General features: G+C 71.3%; 12 protein-coding genes. 4 read left to right on the plus strand and 8 right to left on the minus strand.

Annotated elements, in window-relative coordinates:
* Positions 1–5: 5 nt before the first annotated feature.
* From IEY55_RS12620 to IEY55_RS12650, 7 genes are all read right to left on the minus strand, one after another.
* The gene (locus IEY55_RS12620) at positions 6–2639 is read right to left on the minus strand and encodes a valine--tRNA ligase (RefSeq protein ID WP_189057312.1); all 2634 of its coding nucleotides are present in this window, start codon (positions 2637–2639) and stop codon (positions 6–8) included.
* 90 nt (positions 2640–2729) lie between these two features.
* Positions 2730–3305, minus strand: coding sequence for a Uma2 family endonuclease (locus tag IEY55_RS12625; protein ID WP_189057314.1), 576 nt, complete (start codon positions 3303–3305; stop codon positions 2730–2732).
* Positions 3306–3466: 161 nt separating this feature from the next.
* On the minus strand, positions 3467–4156 hold the full coding sequence (locus IEY55_RS12630) for a TetR/AcrR family transcriptional regulator (RefSeq protein WP_308424751.1): 690 nt from the start codon (positions 4154–4156) through the stop codon (positions 3467–3469).
* 96 nt (positions 4157–4252) lie between these two features.
* Positions 4253–5329 (minus strand): PDR/VanB family oxidoreductase, encoded by a 1077-nt coding sequence (locus IEY55_RS12635; protein WP_373290003.1) that lies wholly within the window; start codon positions 5327–5329, stop codon positions 4253–4255.
* Positions 5326–6216, minus strand: coding sequence for a metal-dependent hydrolase (locus IEY55_RS12640; protein WP_189057316.1), 891 nt, complete (start codon positions 6214–6216; stop codon positions 5326–5328). Before IEY55_RS12640 ends, IEY55_RS12635 begins: the two co-directional genes overlap by 4 nt.
* Before the next feature lie 20 nt (positions 6217–6236).
* Positions 6237–8006 (minus strand): SDR family oxidoreductase, encoded by a 1770-nt coding sequence (locus IEY55_RS12645; protein WP_189057318.1) that lies wholly within the window; start codon positions 8004–8006, stop codon positions 6237–6239.
* 262 nt (positions 8007–8268) lie between these two features.
* Positions 8269–9099 (minus strand): M24 family metallopeptidase, encoded by an 831-nt coding sequence (locus tag IEY55_RS12650; protein WP_189057320.1) that lies wholly within the window; start codon positions 9097–9099, stop codon positions 8269–8271.
* 127 nt (positions 9100–9226) lie between these two features.
* On the opposite strand from IEY55_RS12650, the gene IEY55_RS12655 reads away from it, so the two are divergent.
* The 4 genes from IEY55_RS12655 to IEY55_RS12670 all read left to right on the plus strand — a co-directional run bounded on the left by IEY55_RS12655 (position 9227) and on the right by IEY55_RS12670 (position 14820).
* Positions 9227–11536, plus strand: a complete 2310-nt coding sequence (locus IEY55_RS12655; protein ID WP_189057322.1) for an FdhF/YdeP family oxidoreductase — start codon at positions 9227–9229, stop codon at positions 11534–11536.
* 225 nt (positions 11537–11761) lie between these two features.
* Entirely contained in the window at positions 11762–12607 is an 846-nt protein-coding gene (gene fdhD, locus IEY55_RS12660; protein ID WP_189057324.1) for a formate dehydrogenase accessory sulfurtransferase FdhD, read from the plus strand.
* Complete coding sequence (locus IEY55_RS12665; protein ID WP_308424752.1) at positions 12604–13779, plus strand: CaiB/BaiF CoA transferase family protein; 1176 nt, start codon at positions 12604–12606, stop codon at positions 13777–13779. The genes fdhD and IEY55_RS12665 overlap by 4 nt, the downstream gene beginning before the upstream one ends.
* Positions 13780–13941: 162 nt before the next feature.
* Positions 13942–14820 (plus strand): alpha/beta hydrolase, encoded by an 879-nt coding sequence (locus tag IEY55_RS12670; protein ID WP_308424753.1) that lies wholly within the window; start codon positions 13942–13944, stop codon positions 14818–14820.
* A gap of 67 nt (positions 14821–14887) precedes the next feature.
* Here IEY55_RS12670 and IEY55_RS12675 read toward each other — a convergent pair whose 3' ends face one another.
* A complete protein-coding gene (locus IEY55_RS12675; RefSeq protein ID WP_189057328.1) occupies positions 14888–15289 on the minus strand; it encodes a protealysin inhibitor emfourin in 402 nt (133 codons plus the stop codon).
* Positions 15290–15569 lie beyond the last annotated feature (280 nt).

Below are 15569 nucleotides of genomic sequence, written 5' to 3' on the forward strand. Positions count from 1 at the left end.
AGGTGTCAGGCCCCCGGTAGCGCGGCCAGCCGCGCCTTGATGCGTTCGATGTCGGCCAGCGCGGTCTCGCGCCGGCCCCGGATCTTGGCTACCACGTCGGCCGGCGCCTTGTCGGTGAACCTGGGGTTGGCCAGCTTGGCCTCGCAGCCCGCCAGTTCCTTCTCGGCGGCGGCGAGGTCCTTGGTCAGCCGCCTGCGCTCGGCGGCCACGTCGATGGCGCCGGACAGGTCCAGCTCCACGGTGACGGTGCCGCCCGGCAGGCCGATCTCCAGCGAGGCCGAGCCGGTGAAGCCGTCGGCCGGCGCGTCCAGGCGCACCAGGGTGCGGACGGCGCCCTCGTGGCCGGCGAGGTCGGCCTCGCCCAGGCCGGACAGCCGGGCGGCGACCCGCTGGCCGGGCTTAAGGCCCTGGTCGGAGCGGAACCGGCGGATCTCGGTGACCAGCTTCTGCACGCCGGCGATCCGGCGGGCCGCGGTGCCGTCCCGCTCGGCGCCGCGCCGGGCGGGCCACTCGGCGATGACGAGCGACTCGCCGCTGGTGAGCGTCGTCCAGAGCACCTCGGTGACGAACGGGACGACCGGGTGCAGCAGGCGGAGCAGCGCGTCGAGGAGGTGGCCGAGGACCGCGCGGGTCGCCTCGGCGCGCTCGCCGCCCCCGGCGATCTGGACCTTGGCCAGTTCCAGGTACCAGTCGCAGAACTCGTCCCAGGTGAAGTGGTAGAGCGCGTCGCACGCCCTGCCGAACTGGTATGCCTCGAACAGACCATCCACTTCGGACACTGTCTCGTCGAGGCGGTCCAGGATCCAGCGGTCGGCGTCGGTGAGCCGGTCGCGCGCCGGGACCGGGCGGGCGACGGTCGCGCCGTTCATCAGGGCGAACCGGCTGGCGTTCCACAGCTTCGTGCAGAAGTTGCGGGAGCCGGCCGCCCACTCCTCGGCCAGGGCCATGTCCGCGCCCGGGTTGGCGCCGCGGGCGAGGGTGAAGCGCAGCGCGTCGGCGCCGTAGCGGTCCAGCCAGTCCAGGGGGTCGATGACGTTGCCCTTGGACTTCGACATCTTCTTGCCGGCGGCGTCGCGGATGAGCCCGTGCAGGAAGACGTCGTGGAAGGGCTGCTCGCCGTCCATGGCGTAGAGCCCGAACAGCATCATCCGCACGACCCAGAAGAACAGGATGTCGTAGCCGGTGACCAGGACGCTGGTCGGGTAGAAGCGTTCCAGGTCCCTGGTGCGGTCCGGCCAGCCGAGGGTGGAGAACGGCCACAGGCCGGAGGAGAACCAGGTGTCGAGGACGTCCGGGTCCTGCTGCCAGCCCTCGCCGCCAGGTGGCTCCTCGTCCGGGCCGACGCACACCACTTCCCCGTTCGGCCCGTACCAGACCGGGATGCGGTGGCCCCACCACAGCTGGCGCGAGATGCACCAGTCGTGCATGTCGTCGACCCAGTCGAAGTAGCGCCTGGCCAGCTCCGGCGGGTGGATGCTGGTGCGGCCGTCGCGCACCGCCTCGCTCGCGGCGCGGGCCAGCGACTCGACCTTGACCCACCACTGCATGGACAGCCGCGGCTCGACGACGGTGTCGCAGCGCGAGCAGTGGCCGACCGCGTGGGTGTAGGGCCGCTTCTCGGCGACGATGCGGCCCTGCTGGCGCAGGGCGGCCACGACCGCCGGCCGGGCCTCGAACCGGTCGAGGCCCTCGAAGGGGCCGTGCGCGGTGATGACGCCGCGCTCGTCCATGATCGTCAGTGCCGGCAGGTCGTGTCGCTGGCCGATCTCGAAGTCGTTGGGGTCGTGGGCGGGGGTGACCTTGACCGCGCCGGTGCCGAACTCCGGGTCGACGTGCGGGTCGGCCACGATCGGGATGTGGCGGCCGGTGAGCGGCAGCTCGACCTCGGTGCCGATCAGGTGCTGGTAGCGCTCGTCGTCGGGGTGCACGGCCACGGCGGTGTCGCCGAGCATCGTCTCGGCGCGCGTGGTGGCGACCACGATGGAGCGGTCGCCCTCGCCGTAGCGGATGGAGATCAGCTCGCCGTCGTCGTCGCTGTGGTCGACCTCGATGTCCGACAGCGCGGTGCGGCAGCGCGGGCACCAGTTGATGATGCGCTCGGCCCGGTAGATCAGGCCGTCGTCGAAGAGCTTCTTGAAGATCGTCTGGACGGCGCGGGAGAGGCCCTCGTCCATGGTGAAGCGCTCGCGGCTCCAGTCCACGCCGTCGCCGAGGCGACGCATCTGGCCGAGGATCTTGCCGCCGTACTCGGCCTTCCACTGCCAGACCCGCTCGACGAACGCCTCCCGGCCCAGGTCGTGGCGGGACTTGCCCTCCTTGGCCAGTTCCCGCTCGACCACGTTCTGGGTGGCGATACCGGCGTGGTCCATACCGGGCAGCCACAGCACCTCGTAGCCCTGCATGCGCCGGCGGCGGGTCAGCACGTCGATCAGGGTGTGGTCGAGCGCGTGCCCCATGTGCAGGGTGCCGGTGACGTTCGGGGGCGGGATGACGATCGTGTACGGCGGCCTGTCGCTGTCCGCGTCGGCGGTGAAGTAGCCCCGCTCGACCCACCGCTCGTACAGGTCGCCCTCTACCTCCGCCGGGGTCCACTGCGGCGGGAGGTCGGCACGGGCCTGGTGCGGAAGGGTCTCGGTCACGCCGAAAGTCTACGAACCGCCGATTGTCGCCCGCACCCGCCTTCCGGCACCGGTGCCGGCGGCCACGACCGGCCCCGGACGGGGGCCCGATCAGGCCCAGGGAGCAAGTTCGGCGGTGTCGATCTCAACTGGAACCGGCGCGGCCTCGATGCGCGTCACCTGTCCGGGGCGAGCTTCGGCGGCGGGCCGGTACCGCCCCTCGTGGAGGTAGTAGGTGGACAGAACCAAGGACTTCTGGTCGATGGTCCACAGATACTTGATGCCTGCGGCGGCGTAAGCCGAGATCTTGGTCTCCCGCTCCGAGAGCGAGTTGCCCGGCGACCAGATCTCGGCGACAAGCCGGACACGCTCCGGCGGAAAGCTGATCTCCTCCGGCGGCCCGGACAGCACCACCACGTCAGGGATCAACGCGGTCCGCAGCGCGTTGTTGATCTGGACACCCACGCCCGTCACGGCATACAGGTCGCGCCGGTTGGCGGACCGGTGCGCATCGTGAAGCAGGGACCGCAGCGTGTCACCGATGAACTGATGCCTCCCTGCTGGCGCCGGCGACACGACCCAGTACCCCCAGATCAGCTCCAGCCGCCCACCATCGCCGGGTTGATCCGCGGCGAGCCAGTCCTCGACGGTGTGCGGACCGATCGGATGCTCTATTGCCGCGCTCATGATGTCACCGCCTGTGACCGAATGACTGCGAAGGGTACCGAACTCATCCTAGGTGGATTGTTTCACCGGGCTGCAAGCCGGAGTGCAACAGCACCTGAAGGTTGCGTGTGTGGCCCTCGGACCGCGCGATGCGGGCGGGCCTCCAGAGCGGTGATGCCGGCTCAGCCGGAGAGTTCGGTACTGACGCGGTCCAGGAGGGCCTGGGCGGCCGGATCGTGGGCCACGGTGGCCGCGCCCATGGCCAGCAGCTGGTCGATTAGCCAGGACACCAGCTCGTCGCGGGGCAGCGTGCGTTCCTGCAGCCAGGTCAGCACCGTGCCCTCGACCACGGCGACCCAGCAGCGCAGGGTCAGCGAGACGAACGGGGTGAGCTCCTCGACGCCGAGCCGGTCGAGGATCTCCGCCACCGCCCGCACCCGGACCTCGTCGACGAGCGCGGAGGTTTCCGCCGTCGCAACGGTCGACCCGCTGCGCAGCAGCGTGACGTAACTCGCCTCGTAGGACTCGGCGAAGTCGAGGAACTCGTTGAGAGCGGCGCGGAGCTGCGCCAGCAGCGGCCCGGTCCGCGGGACGATCAGCCGCGCGATGAGCCCGTCCACGGCCCTGCGCAGCGCGGCGGCGCGGATCTCGCGGATGTTGGAGAAGTAGCGGTAGAAGAGCGCGCGGGAGACGTCGGCGTGGGCGGCGATGTCCTCCACCGTGACCAGCTCGGGGTCACGCTGGCTGAACAGCTCCAGCGCGGCGGCGATCAGGTCGCGCCGCCGCTCCGCGGGTGCCATCCGGCGGCGACGTGCCCGCCCGAGCGGGACGACGGTCCCTGGCCCTGCGTCCGTCTCCTCTACGTCGGTCATTCCCCTTCCCCACATCGTCGGTTCGACTGCCGGATCCGCACCTGCTTCACCTCCGGCCCCGCGACCCCATGCCACGGCCCCGCGCGGCCGATTGTCCTAGAGGTCGAGCACGATCCGGCCGCCCCGGGACCGGGAGACGCAGATCGTCATCTCCTCGGCGCGCTCGTCGTCGGTGAGCACGTGGTCACGATGATCGACGACCCCGGCCAGCACCCGTACCCGGCAGGTGCCGCAGAACCCCTGCTGGCAGGAGTAGGCCACGTCGGGGAGGACCTCGCGGACGACCTCCAGCGCCGTACGGTCGGCCGGCACGGGCAGGACCCGCCCGCTGCCGCGCAGCTCGACCTCGAACGGCGTGCCGTCGACGATCGGCGGCGGGCTGAACCGCTCGTAGTGGAAGGGACGGTCGACGGGCAGCAACCGGTGGACACCCTCGATCAGCGGTGGCGGTCCGCAGCAGTAGACGGTGGCGTCGGGCGGGGTCCCGGCCAGCAGGTCGGCGGGATCGGGTAGGCCCCCGTGCTCGTCGTCCGCACGGACCCGCACCCGGCCCCGGCACAGCGCGTGGAGCTCGTCCAGGAACGGCAGTGAGTCGCGGGTGCGCCCGGTGTAGACCAAACGCCAGTCGGCGCCGCGGAGCTGCGCGGTCCGCACCATCGGCAGGATCGGGGTGATCCCGATGCCGCCGGCGATGAACAGGTATCGGGACGAGCGCAGGAAGGGGAAGGCGTTGCGGGGGCCGCGCACCCTCAGCTCGTCGCCCTTCCGCAGCGTGTCGTGCACCTCGAGCGATCCCCCGCCGCCGTCCTCGATGCGCCGTACCGCGATCCGGTAGGCGGAGCGGTCGGTCGGGTCTCCGCACAGCGAGTACTGCCGCAGCCGGCCGGAGGGCAGCAGTACGTCGAGATGGCAGCCGGGCCGCCAGCGTGGCAGCGGCCCGCCGTCGGCCGCGACGAGACGCAGGCTGACGGCGCCGTCCGCCACCCGTTCCTTGCGCTCGATCACGACGTGCAGGTCACGGTCCACCGGCTGTACCGGCGGGTGCTGGCCGAGCCGCGCCACCCCCGAGTAGATGGCGGCGGCGTAGCGGATCACTCCCCACAGCCGGTCCCGGTCCGCCCGGCCCTGCAGGTCGGGCGGAACGATGTAGTCGCGCGGGCGGGTCGTGGTCACCGGTGCTCCGCCGCCCTTGCCGCCGGCGACACCGCCAGGTAGGCCACGGCCTGCTCGGTCGAGCCCTCCTGCGACGGATGGTAGGAGCGCCGGAAGTAGCGCGCCAGCGAGCGCAGTACGTCCAGGTAGCCGGGGGTGCGGCCGAGCCGCCTGGTACGCCGCAGGTCCCGCCACCGGGGCTTGATCAGGCCGCGCAGGTGCGGGTCGGTGCGCATCAGGAACCGCACGCCGCGGGCCCACAGCCAGGACATGACCACGGCCACCACGAGCATCGCCCGGACCCGGCGCAGGTAGCGGCCGTCCACGTGCATGTAGAGGTCGAAGGCCACCGAGCGGTGCTCGACCTCCTCGGCGCCGTGCCAGCGCAGCAGGTCGAGCATGGTCGGGTCGGCGCCGATCTCGTCCAGGGCCCGGGCGTCGAGCACCCACTGGCCGAGGAACGCGGTGACGTGCTCGATGGCGGCGATGATGGCCAGCCGTTCGACCAGCCACTCCTCCGCGGCCTTCCCGGTCAGCTCGCGGTCGCCCAGGATCCGCTCGAAGAACCATTCGATCTGCCGGGTGTAGGGCGTGGGGTCCAGGCCCTGCGAGGGCAGGTGCTCCAGCACGCTGTGGTGGGCCTCGGCGTGCACGGCCTCCTGCCCGATGAAGCCGAGCACGTCCGAACGGATCTTCTCGTCCCTGATCAACGGCAGCGCCTGCTTGAGGACCGAGACGAACCACCGCTCGCCCGCGGGCAGCAGCAGGTGCAGGACGTTGATCACGTGCGTGGCGAACGGGTCGCCGGGCACCCAGTGCAGCGGCAGCTTCGACCAGTCGAAGGCGACGTCGCGGGGGTGGAGGACGACCTCGTCGACCTCGTCGGCCCGGTGTTCGGGATGCGCCATGGGGACCTCCCGGAGGGATTTCAGTGCGGTGTGAGATCGAACCGGGCGCCGGCGCGCAGCAGCCCGGGGGTGAGCCGGGACAGGGCGAGGCCGACCTTGGCCTCGGGCGTGATGGGCGCGATCGGCACGTCGCGCTCCACGGCCCGCAGGATGTGGCGGGCGGTGCGATCCGGGGTGTAGTTGCGCCGTCCGTACAGCCGGCTTGCGACCCGGCGGTGACGCTCCTGTTCCTCGGCGGTCACGCCGACGAACCGGGCGTTGCGGGTGATGTTGGTGTTCACGAAGCCGGGGCAGATCGCGGTGACGCCAATGCCTTCGGCGGCCAGCTCGGCCCGTGCGCACTGGGTCAGCGTGAGGACCGCGGACTTGGTGGTGGAGTAGGCCGGGAGCATCCGGGTGAAGAGGTAGGCCGCGGCCGAGGCGACGTTGACCAGATGGCCGCCCTCGCCGCGCTCGACCATCTGCTCGGCGAAGGCGCGGCAGCCGTGGATGACGCCCCAGAGGTTGACGTCGATGATGCGCCGCCAGTCCTCCTCGCTGGTCACCAGCAACGACCCGGACACGGCGATCCCGGCGTTGTTGACCACGATGTCCGGCACGCCGAGGTCGGCCCGCACCTGCTCGGCGAGCTGGTACACGGCGTTGCCGTGGGAGACGTCGACGGCGTGCGCGTGTGCCCGGGCACCGAGGAGGTGTGCCAGTTCCGCGGTGCGCGCCGCAGCCGCCTCGTCGATGTCGGTGGCCACGACCTCGGCGCCGGCGTCGGCGAAGGCCAGTGCGGTGGCGCGGCCGATGCCGCTGCCCGCGCCGGTGATCACCACGAGCTGGTCGGCGAACCGGCTGCGGGGCGCGGCGGACACCCGGGCCCGGCGTAGCGGCCGGGTCTCCTGGCCGCCCTGCACGTGGTCGACCAGCTCGCTGACGCAGCGCGCGACCAGGTCAGGGCGGCTCGAGGGCAGCCAGTGGCCCCCGGCGACGTGACGGACCCGCAGGTCGGGCACCCACCGGGCGATGTCGGTCTGGAGGGGGACGCTGACGAAGGCGTCTCGGCTGGGTGCCAGGACCTGGACCGGGATGTCGGTCCTGCGTTCCTCGGGGCGGCGCAGGCGCGGCAGCATGTTGGTCCGGTAGAGGCGCAGCCCGTGCAGGGCGTCGGCCAGGACGGTGCGGTTCTCCGGAACGCTGGCCCTGGCCCCCTTGTCGAGGCGACGCATCCAGGACATGACGCGGCGCGCGACACCGGTCCGCCACCCCAGCTCCGGCAGCAGCGGCAGGTGGAAATAGCCGATGTACCAGGAGAAGGCGGCCTGGGTGAGCAGCTCGCGCAGGTCGCGCGGGCTGGGGCGGAGTCGGGAGCGGAACCAGTGGGCGGCGTGGTCCAGGCAGGGGCCGGAGATCGAGGTGTAGGAGGCAACGCGGCCACGGAGGCGGTCGCCGGTCACCGCGTGCCAGCACTGGATGGCGCCCCAGTCGTGGCCGACGAGGTGCACCGGGCGGTCCGGGCTCACCGCGTCGATCACGGCCGCCAGGTCGTTGGCGAGGCGGTCGAGGCGGTACGCGTCCTTGTGCCGGGGGTGGTCGGACTCGCCCGCGCCGCGAACGTCGTAGACGACGACGCGGTAGCGGTTGCTGAGCTGGGCGACGACGCCGTCCCAGACCGAGCCGTTGTCCGGGTAGCCGTGGACGCACACGACCGCCGGTGCCGCCGGGTCGCCCCACTCGCGCACGGCGAGCTTCACGTTGTCGGGAGTAACCACCCGGGCTGCGGGGGAAAGGACCTGCTGTGTCATGCGGCGTCCTCCTGGGTTCCGCGGGACAGGCGTTGGCCTGTGGGGAGGTTGGTGCGCCACATGGGGATCTCGTGGGCGCTGTCAACTGGTCGGAGGGGGCGCGAGCGGCCGAGGGCACGCACCTCCCACCCGTTGATCCGGTGCCCTTGCCAGGATTCGGTCACAGGTGGTGGCGAGGGGGCACCAGGGCCCCGGGGAGCCAGACTTTTCCTGCAGGGCATGAACAACCGGCCGCCGCGAACCGGACACCGACAGGCATCGCTCATGCGGCCTCCGAACCGTTCCACCGCCGCACGTGCGGCAGATCGTCGTCGAGCCAGTAGGCGTCGTTCTCCGTCACCACAAGGATCTCCTCGAACTTGACGCCCACGTCGCGGAAGCCGATGTGCGGCTCCACCGCCCACAGTCCCGGCGTGGCCGGGTGGTTCGAGATCTTCCCGTTGGCCCACAGCGGAGATCGGTGGTGCATCCGCTCGACGACCAGGTCCCCGACAAGGGTGCGCAACGAGCGGACACCGAAGCCGGCGACGATGAACTTCGGCAGCCGGGACCTCACCTTGCCCACCTGGTGCGCGATGACCCGGCCCGGGTAGACGCGGTGCCGGCTGTCGTAGCCGTGCCGGGCGATCAGCGCGTCGACCTCGTCGTAGATCTGCCGGAGCGTGTGCCCGGCACGGACCCGGTCGACGATCAGTTCCCGATACTCCCGCAGGTCCGAGATCAGGCGGTCGAAGATCCGGTTCTCCCCCAGCACCCCGGCGTAGCCGATGTCGGCGACATACCCGTCCCGCACGGGGGCGCAGTCGAGGATGAACGGCATGTTCTCGGTGAGGCGCCGCCGGGTGGGAAAGAACTGCAGCGGGGTGCGGAAGTGGCGGAAGGCCGTGCGGTCGCCGAACCAGGCGAAGGGGGTGTGGAACCAGTCCTGCACTCCCTGCTGCACGAGCCAGTCGCGGAGCCGGCCAGCCGCCTGGCGCTCGGTGACCCCGGGCTCCAAGGTGGCGGCGACGGCTTGGGCTCCCTCGTAGGCGAGGCGCTGCAGCGCCCGGAAGCGCGTCAGTTCTGTGGTGTCCGTCACCGGCTTGTGAGACATGGAGTCATGTTAGAAACCGTGTCAACAAGTAACAGTAACTTTGGGTAACACCACCCGTTCGCGTGAACGGAAGGCCCACCCGGTGCCGGCTGGTGCCCGGGTGGGCCGCGGGCGGAGGATGGGCGCCATGACGCGTAAGCCCCCGCAGGACGACATCGACGAGGCCGCGCTGGAGGTCGGCCGGCCCAAGGACTGGGCGGCCGGGGTGACCGGGGTGCTGGTCTCGGCGCGGCGCGGGGTCGAGCAGATGGGCCCGACCCGGGCGGTGCGCGCCCTGCGGGTGCTCAACCAGCGCGCGGGCCTCGACTGCCCGGGCTGCGCGTGGCCGGAGCACCCCGGGCACCGCAAGGTGGTCGAGTTCTGCGAGAACGGGGTCAAGGCGGTGGCCGAGGAGGCCACCCGGCGGCGGGTCGACCCGGAGTTCTTCGCCACGCATCCGGTGGCCGAACTGGCCGAACGGACCGACTACTGGCTGGGCCAGCAGGGCCGGCTCACCCACCCCATGGTGCTGCGGCCCGGGGCGACCCACTACGAGCCCATCGCCTGGTCCGAGGCGTTCGGCCTGATCGCCGCCGAGCTGGGTGCGCTCACCAGCCCCGACCAGGCCGTCTTCTACACCTCGGGCCGCACCAGCAACGAGGCCGCGTTCCTCTACCAGCTCTTCGCCCGCGCGCTGGGCACGAACAACCTGCCCGACTGCTCGAACATGTGCCACGAGTCCTCGGGCGCGGCGCTGACCGAGACGATCGGCGTCGGCAAGGGCTCGGTGAGCGTCGACGACCTGCTGGCCGCGGACCTGATCATGGTGGTGGGGCAGAACCCGGGCACCAACCACCCGCGGATGCTGGCCACCCTGGAGCAGGCCAAGCGGCACGGCGCCCGCATCGTGGCGGTGAACCCGCTGCCGGAGGCGGGCCTGATGCGGTTCAAGAACCCCAAGACACCGCGGGGGGTGATCGGCGGGGGCACCCCGCTGGCCGACGAGTTCTGCCAGATCCGGCTCGGCGGGGACCAGGCGTTCTTCCAGGCTCTGGGGCACCTGCTGGTCGCCGCGGAGGAGGCGGCCCCGGGCACGGTGGCCGACCGCGACTTCATCGACCGGCACACCGAGGGCTACCAGGAGTGGGCCGAGCACGTGGGGGCGCTGGACTGGGCCGAGGTCGACGCGGCCACCGGGCTGCCCCGGGAGCAGATCGCCCGGGTCGGGCGGATGCTCGCCGACTCGCGCCGCACGGTGGTCTGCTGGGCGATGGGCCTCACCCAGCACAAGCACGCGGTGCCCACCATCCGCGAGGTGGTGAACCTGCTGCTGGTGCGCGGCATGATCGGGAAGCCGGGCGCCGGCGTGTGCCCCGTGCGCGGCCACTCCAACGTGCAGGGCGACCGCACCATGGGGATCTGGGAGCGGATGCCGGAGTCGTTCCTGTCCGCCCTGGAGACCGAGTTCGGCATCGACGTGCCGCGGCGGATCGGCTACGACACGGTCGAGGCGTTGCGGGCGATGCGGGACGGCGAGGTCGGGGTCTTCGTTGGTATGGGCGGGAACTTCGCCGCCGCCACCCCGGACACCGAGGTGGTGGAACGGGCCCTGCGCTCGTGTTCGCTGACCGTACAGGTTTCCACCAAGCTCAACCGCTCGCACGTGGTGCACGGCCGCACCGCCCTGATCCTGCCGACCCTGGGCCGGACCGAGCGGGACGAGCGGGCCGGCGGGGAGCAGTTCGTCACCGTCGAGGACTCGATGTCCATCGTGCACACCTCCCGTGGCACGCTGCCGCCGGCCAGCCCGGACCTGCTGTCGGAGGTCGCGATCACCTGCCGGCTCGCCCGCACGGTGCTCGGCGCCGATCACCCGGTGCCGTGGGAGGAGTTCGAGCGGGACTACGACCGGGTCCGGGAGCGGATCGCACGGGTGGTGCCCGGATGCGAGGACTACAACCACAAAGTGCGGCAGCCGGACGGATTCGTGCTCCCGCACCCACCGCGCGACGCACGGCAGTTCCCCACCGAGAGCGGCAAGGCCCGGTTCACCGTGAACCCGCTGCACGTGCCGCGGGTGCCGGCCGGGCGACTGCTGCTGCAGTCGCTGCGCAGCCACGACCAGTACAACACCACGATCTACGGGCTGGCCGACCGGTACCGCGGCGTCTCCGGCGGCCGGCGGGTCGTCCTGGTCAACCCGGACGACCTGGTCGAGCTGGGCATCGCCGACGGCAGCACCGTGGACCTGGTCAGCGAGTGGGAGGCGGGCGACGCGCCCGTGGAGCGGCGGGCCGAGCGGTTCCGGGTGGTCGCCTACCCCACCGCGCGGGGTTGCGCCGCGACCTACTTCCCGGAGGCCAACGCGCTGGTGCCGTTGGACGCCACCGCCGAGGTGTCGAACACCCCCACCTCGAAGTCGCTCGTCGTCCGGCTGGAGCCCGCCACGACGCCGTAGCGGGCTCCGCCCGGCGGCTGGCTGTCGCCGGACAGCGCCGGTTGTGGGGAGCGCGTCGGGGGGCCTGCGCGCTCCCCGTCCACCAAACGATCACGACAATGGTTGGTTAATGGTTGGTTGTTGTCACGTGTGCTCGAACACGCGGAAAGCAGCAGGTCACGGCCCGTACGATCCGGGCAGCGGCGGCAGGCGTGGGCAGGACCCGCGGTAGAGGAGGGACGGCCGATGGGACGCGTGACGACCCGGTGGCCCGTACTGCGGGTCGACGGTGGGCGGATCGCCCGCCGTCCGGACGCGCTGGCCGTCGAGGAGCCGCTGGAGCTGCGCGTCAACGGGCGCGCGCTCGCCGTCACCATGCGCACGCCCGGCCACGACGTCGAGCTCGCGCACGGGTTCCTCTTGACCGAGGGAGTCATCACCTCGCCCGGTGACGTCGCGCTCGCCCGCTACTGCGCGGGCGAGGGACCGGACGGCCGGAACACCTACAACGTGCTCGACGTCACACTGGCCCCGCACGTCGCCGCGCCGGAGACCGGTGTGGAGCGCAACTTCTACACGACCTCCTCGTGCGGGGTGTGTGGGAAGGCGGCGCTGGACGCGGTGCGGCTGCGCACGTCCTTCCCGCCCGCCGGCGATGCCACCACGGTCGCGGTGCCGACGTTGAGCGCGCTGCCCGCGGCGATGGCCGAGGCGCAGCGGGTCTTCGCCAGCACCGGCGGACTGCACGCCGCGGCCCTGTTCCGGGCCGACGGTGCCCTGGTGGCGGCCCGGGAGGACGTCGGGCGGCACAACGCGGTCGACAAGGTGCTGGGCTGGGCTCTGCTGGCCGGCTCGGTGCCGGTGGCCGGGCATGTGCTCATGGTGTCCGGGCGGGCCTCGTTCGAGCTGGTGCAGAAGGCCGCGATGGCGGGGGTGCCGGTACTGGCGGCGGTCTCCGCCCCATCGTCGCTGGCGGTGGAGCTGGCCGAGGAACAGGGCATCACCCTGGTGGGCTTCCTGCGCGGCAGTCGGATGAACGTCTACGCCGGGGCCGGGCGCGTCCGCGACGGCTCCGGGGAGGTGATTGCTTGAAGCCCTTGGACGGGATGGTCGTGGTCAGCCTCGAGCACGCGGTGGCGGTGCCGTACGCGTCCCGGTTGCTGGCCGACCTCGGCGCGCGCGTGATCAAGATCGAGCGGCGGGAGACCGGGGACTTCGCCCGTCACTACGACCGCGCCTGTGGCGCGGTGTCCTCGTACTTCGCCTGGATCAACGTGGGCAAGGAGTCGGTCACCCTGGACGTCAAGCACCCGGCGGCGCGCGAGGTGCTGGACCGGTTGGTGGCGCGCGCCGACGTGGTGCTGTGCAACTTCTCCCCCGCGGCGGCGCGGCGGCTGGGGGTGGACGCCGAAACGTTGCGGGCCCGTCGGCCCGAGCTGGTGGTGGGCGAGCTGTCCGGGTACGGCGAGGGTGGTCCCTACGACGAGCGGAAGGCGTTCGACGCGTTGGTCCAGTCCGAAGCCGGATTGATCGAGCTGACCGGCGAGGGTGAGGTGACGGCCCGGACCGGGATCTCGGTGGCCGATATCGCGGCCGGGGTGCAGCTTCAGTCGGCGGTGCTGGCCGCGCTGCTGCATCGCGAACGTATCGGCGAGGGGGCGACGCTGCGCCTGTCCTTGTTGGAGGCATTGGCGGAGTGGATGCAGCAGCCGCTGCTCTATGCCGTTGGTACCGGGCGGATTCCGCCGCGTAGCGGCGCGCATCACGCCAGCATCGCGCCGTACGGCCCGTTCCGGTGTGCCGATGGTGGGACCGTGCATCTTGCGGTGCAGAACGATCCGCAGTGGCGGCGGCTGTGTGCGGATGTGATGGGGCGGCCGGAACTGGCCGATGACCCACGGTTCCGCACAGTGGCAGACCGGGTGAGCCACCGTCCCGCGCTGCACGACGAGCTTCGTCGATACTTCGACACCGTGACCGCTGGCGATCTCCTCGCGGCACTCGACGCCGCCGACGTGCCCGCGTCCCGGACGCGGGACGTCCTGGGGCTGCTCGAACATCCCCAGCTCGCCGCCCGCAAGCGGTGGCGCGACGTGCCGGTGCCCGAGGGTGGTTCCGTGCCCATGCTCGTCCCACCCGTGGATGGTGGGGAATGGACCCCGGGGAGCGTGCCTGCACTGGGTGAACACACGGAGACAGTTCTTACTTGGCTCGGATACTCCCCTGACGACATTGCTGAACTGCGTGTCGCATCGGCCATCTGACCGGTTCCCCTTACCCGTTGGACCAGCAGCTGTTACCCGTTCGGCCACATGTTGCCGGTCACTGCCGATTCGGCTGGCGTCCCACGAATGCCGTAGGGACGATTGTGCGCAGGGAGTCGGAGGGGTCGAATGAGTGAAGGGGAAGATCGCGGTCCGTCACGGGTGAGCCGGCGGGTCGTGTTGGGGGCTTCGGGGGTGCTCGGCGCCGTTGTCGCCGGAGCGGCACTGACGAGTGCGTCGGTGCGGGAGGTCCCGCGCAAGATCGTGCGGCACGCGGCCGGCGTGGCGGGGGCGCCCGTTCCGCAGCCGCGCCCGGTCGTGCGGGTGGAGCAGGTGCGGTCGGCCGCCCGGAACCGGGAGATCAACCTGGTGACGGTGTACCCGGATCAGCTGCGCGCCAAGGATCTTCCGGTCTGCCTGATGCTGCACGGCCGGTTCGGAACCGCGCGGGAGCTGGCGAACATCCCGTCGGCGCTGGCGCGTGCGATGCGCAGGCCGGGGGCGAGACGGTTCGCCTTCGTCGCGGTCGACGGCGGCAACAGTTACTGGCACCGCAACCGGTCGAAAGACGATCCGATGGCGATGCTGCTGGAGGAGGTCCCGCGCTGGCTGGCCGAACGTGGGCTCGGCGGCCGGGACCGGATGCCCTTTGCCGTGGCCGGGGTGTCGATGGGCGGGTTCGGTGCCCTGTTGTACGCGCGACGCCGCCGGGAGCAGGGTCGGCCGCTGCAGGCGGTGGCCGCGGTGTCGCCGGCGCTGATGTTGTCGTGGAAGGAGATGAAGAAGCGGGACGCCTTCCACGACGCCACCGACTGGGCGGCGATGGATCCGCTGCGGAACATCGACAAGCTCGGCAATGTACCGCTCGGCGTGTGGTGTGGCAGCGAGGACTGGTTCATTGCCGGCAACCGCCGGTTTATCCGTGCCGCCAAGCCGAAACTCGCCTCGATCACGCCCGGCGGGCACACCGGGGAGTACTTTCAGCGCATCTACCCGCAGATGGTGACGTTCATCGGCAAGCACGTGCCGCGGGAGAAGTAGGAATGCGTGGTGCCACAGCACGTTTCGGCGTGCTGCGGCACCACGACAGCTGGCTGTTGCGCGGGGGTCAGCCCTTGAAGCGAATCAGCCGGATCACCCCGAAGAGGATCTCGGGCGCGTCCGCGCCGTCCATCGTCTCCACCGTCTTGGTCCTGCCGTTGGTGTAGGCGACCGTGAGCGTGTAGTGGAAGAAGTCGCAGCACTGGTTCTCCGGCAGGTACTGGTCCTTCAGCGTGCGAAACTCACGCTGCCGCACCAGGGTGAAGATCCGGTCCTTGTTGGGGTGGGCACTGTCCGGCGTCACCTCGAACGTCTCGTGGATGCCGGCGATGCCCCCGGTGACCTCCAGAACCACCTCTCGCACCCCGACCTGGGTGGTGGGCGGGGTGGCGGAAGCCGTCGCGGTCAGGGTGGTGAACCCGAGCAGGACGGCGAGCAGCAGGACCACGTTGCGGCGGACATTCGACACGATCGGTTCCTCCCAGGGATCGGCGGAGCGGGTCTCGCCCGGCCCCTGATCGTCCTCGCCGGGCCGGCGGTGTTGTAGGACCAATGGAGGGAGTACGACCGTGCCATCAATCACGAGCAGAGTGGACGAAAGACACTTGTGCTGTCAGCAGATTCGCACCCGCAGGGGATGCCGCTCGTCCCTGCCCGGTACACGCCCCCGCCCGCCCGGGTCTGCGCAGCCCACGGCGAGCCGGCGAGCCTATCGAGCGAAAGAATCTGGAAGCAACGGATTGATCGCG

Source organism: Longimycelium tulufanense, from assembly GCF_014645795.1.
GTDB lineage: Bacteria > Actinomycetota > Actinomycetes > Mycobacteriales > Pseudonocardiaceae > Longimycelium > Longimycelium tulufanense.

Excerpts from the sequence above, each read along its gene's own strand:
- IEY55_RS12625 (WP_189057314.1), bottom strand. The coding sequence starts at position 3,305 with ATGAGCGCGGCAATAGAGCATCCGATCGGTCCGCACACCGTCGAGGAC.
- IEY55_RS12630 (WP_308424751.1), bottom strand. The coding sequence starts at position 4,156 with ATGACCGACGTAGAGGAGACGGACGCAGGGCCAGGGACCGTCGTCCCG.
- IEY55_RS12640 (WP_189057316.1), bottom strand. The coding sequence starts at position 6,216 with ATGGCGCATCCCGAACACCGGGCCGACGAGGTCGACGAGGTCGTCCTC.
- IEY55_RS12645 (WP_189057318.1), bottom strand. The coding sequence starts at position 8,006 with ATGACACAGCAGGTCCTTTCCCCCGCAGCCCGGGTGGTTACTCCCGAC.
- IEY55_RS12650 (WP_189057320.1), bottom strand. The coding sequence starts at position 9,099 with ATGTCTCACAAGCCGGTGACGGACACCACAGAACTGACGCGCTTCCGG.
- IEY55_RS12655 (WP_189057322.1), top strand. The coding sequence starts at position 9,227 with ATGACGCGTAAGCCCCCGCAGGACGACATCGACGAGGCCGCGCTGGAG.
- fdhD (WP_189057324.1), top strand. The coding sequence starts at position 11,762 with ATGGGACGCGTGACGACCCGGTGGCCCGTACTGCGGGTCGACGGTGGG.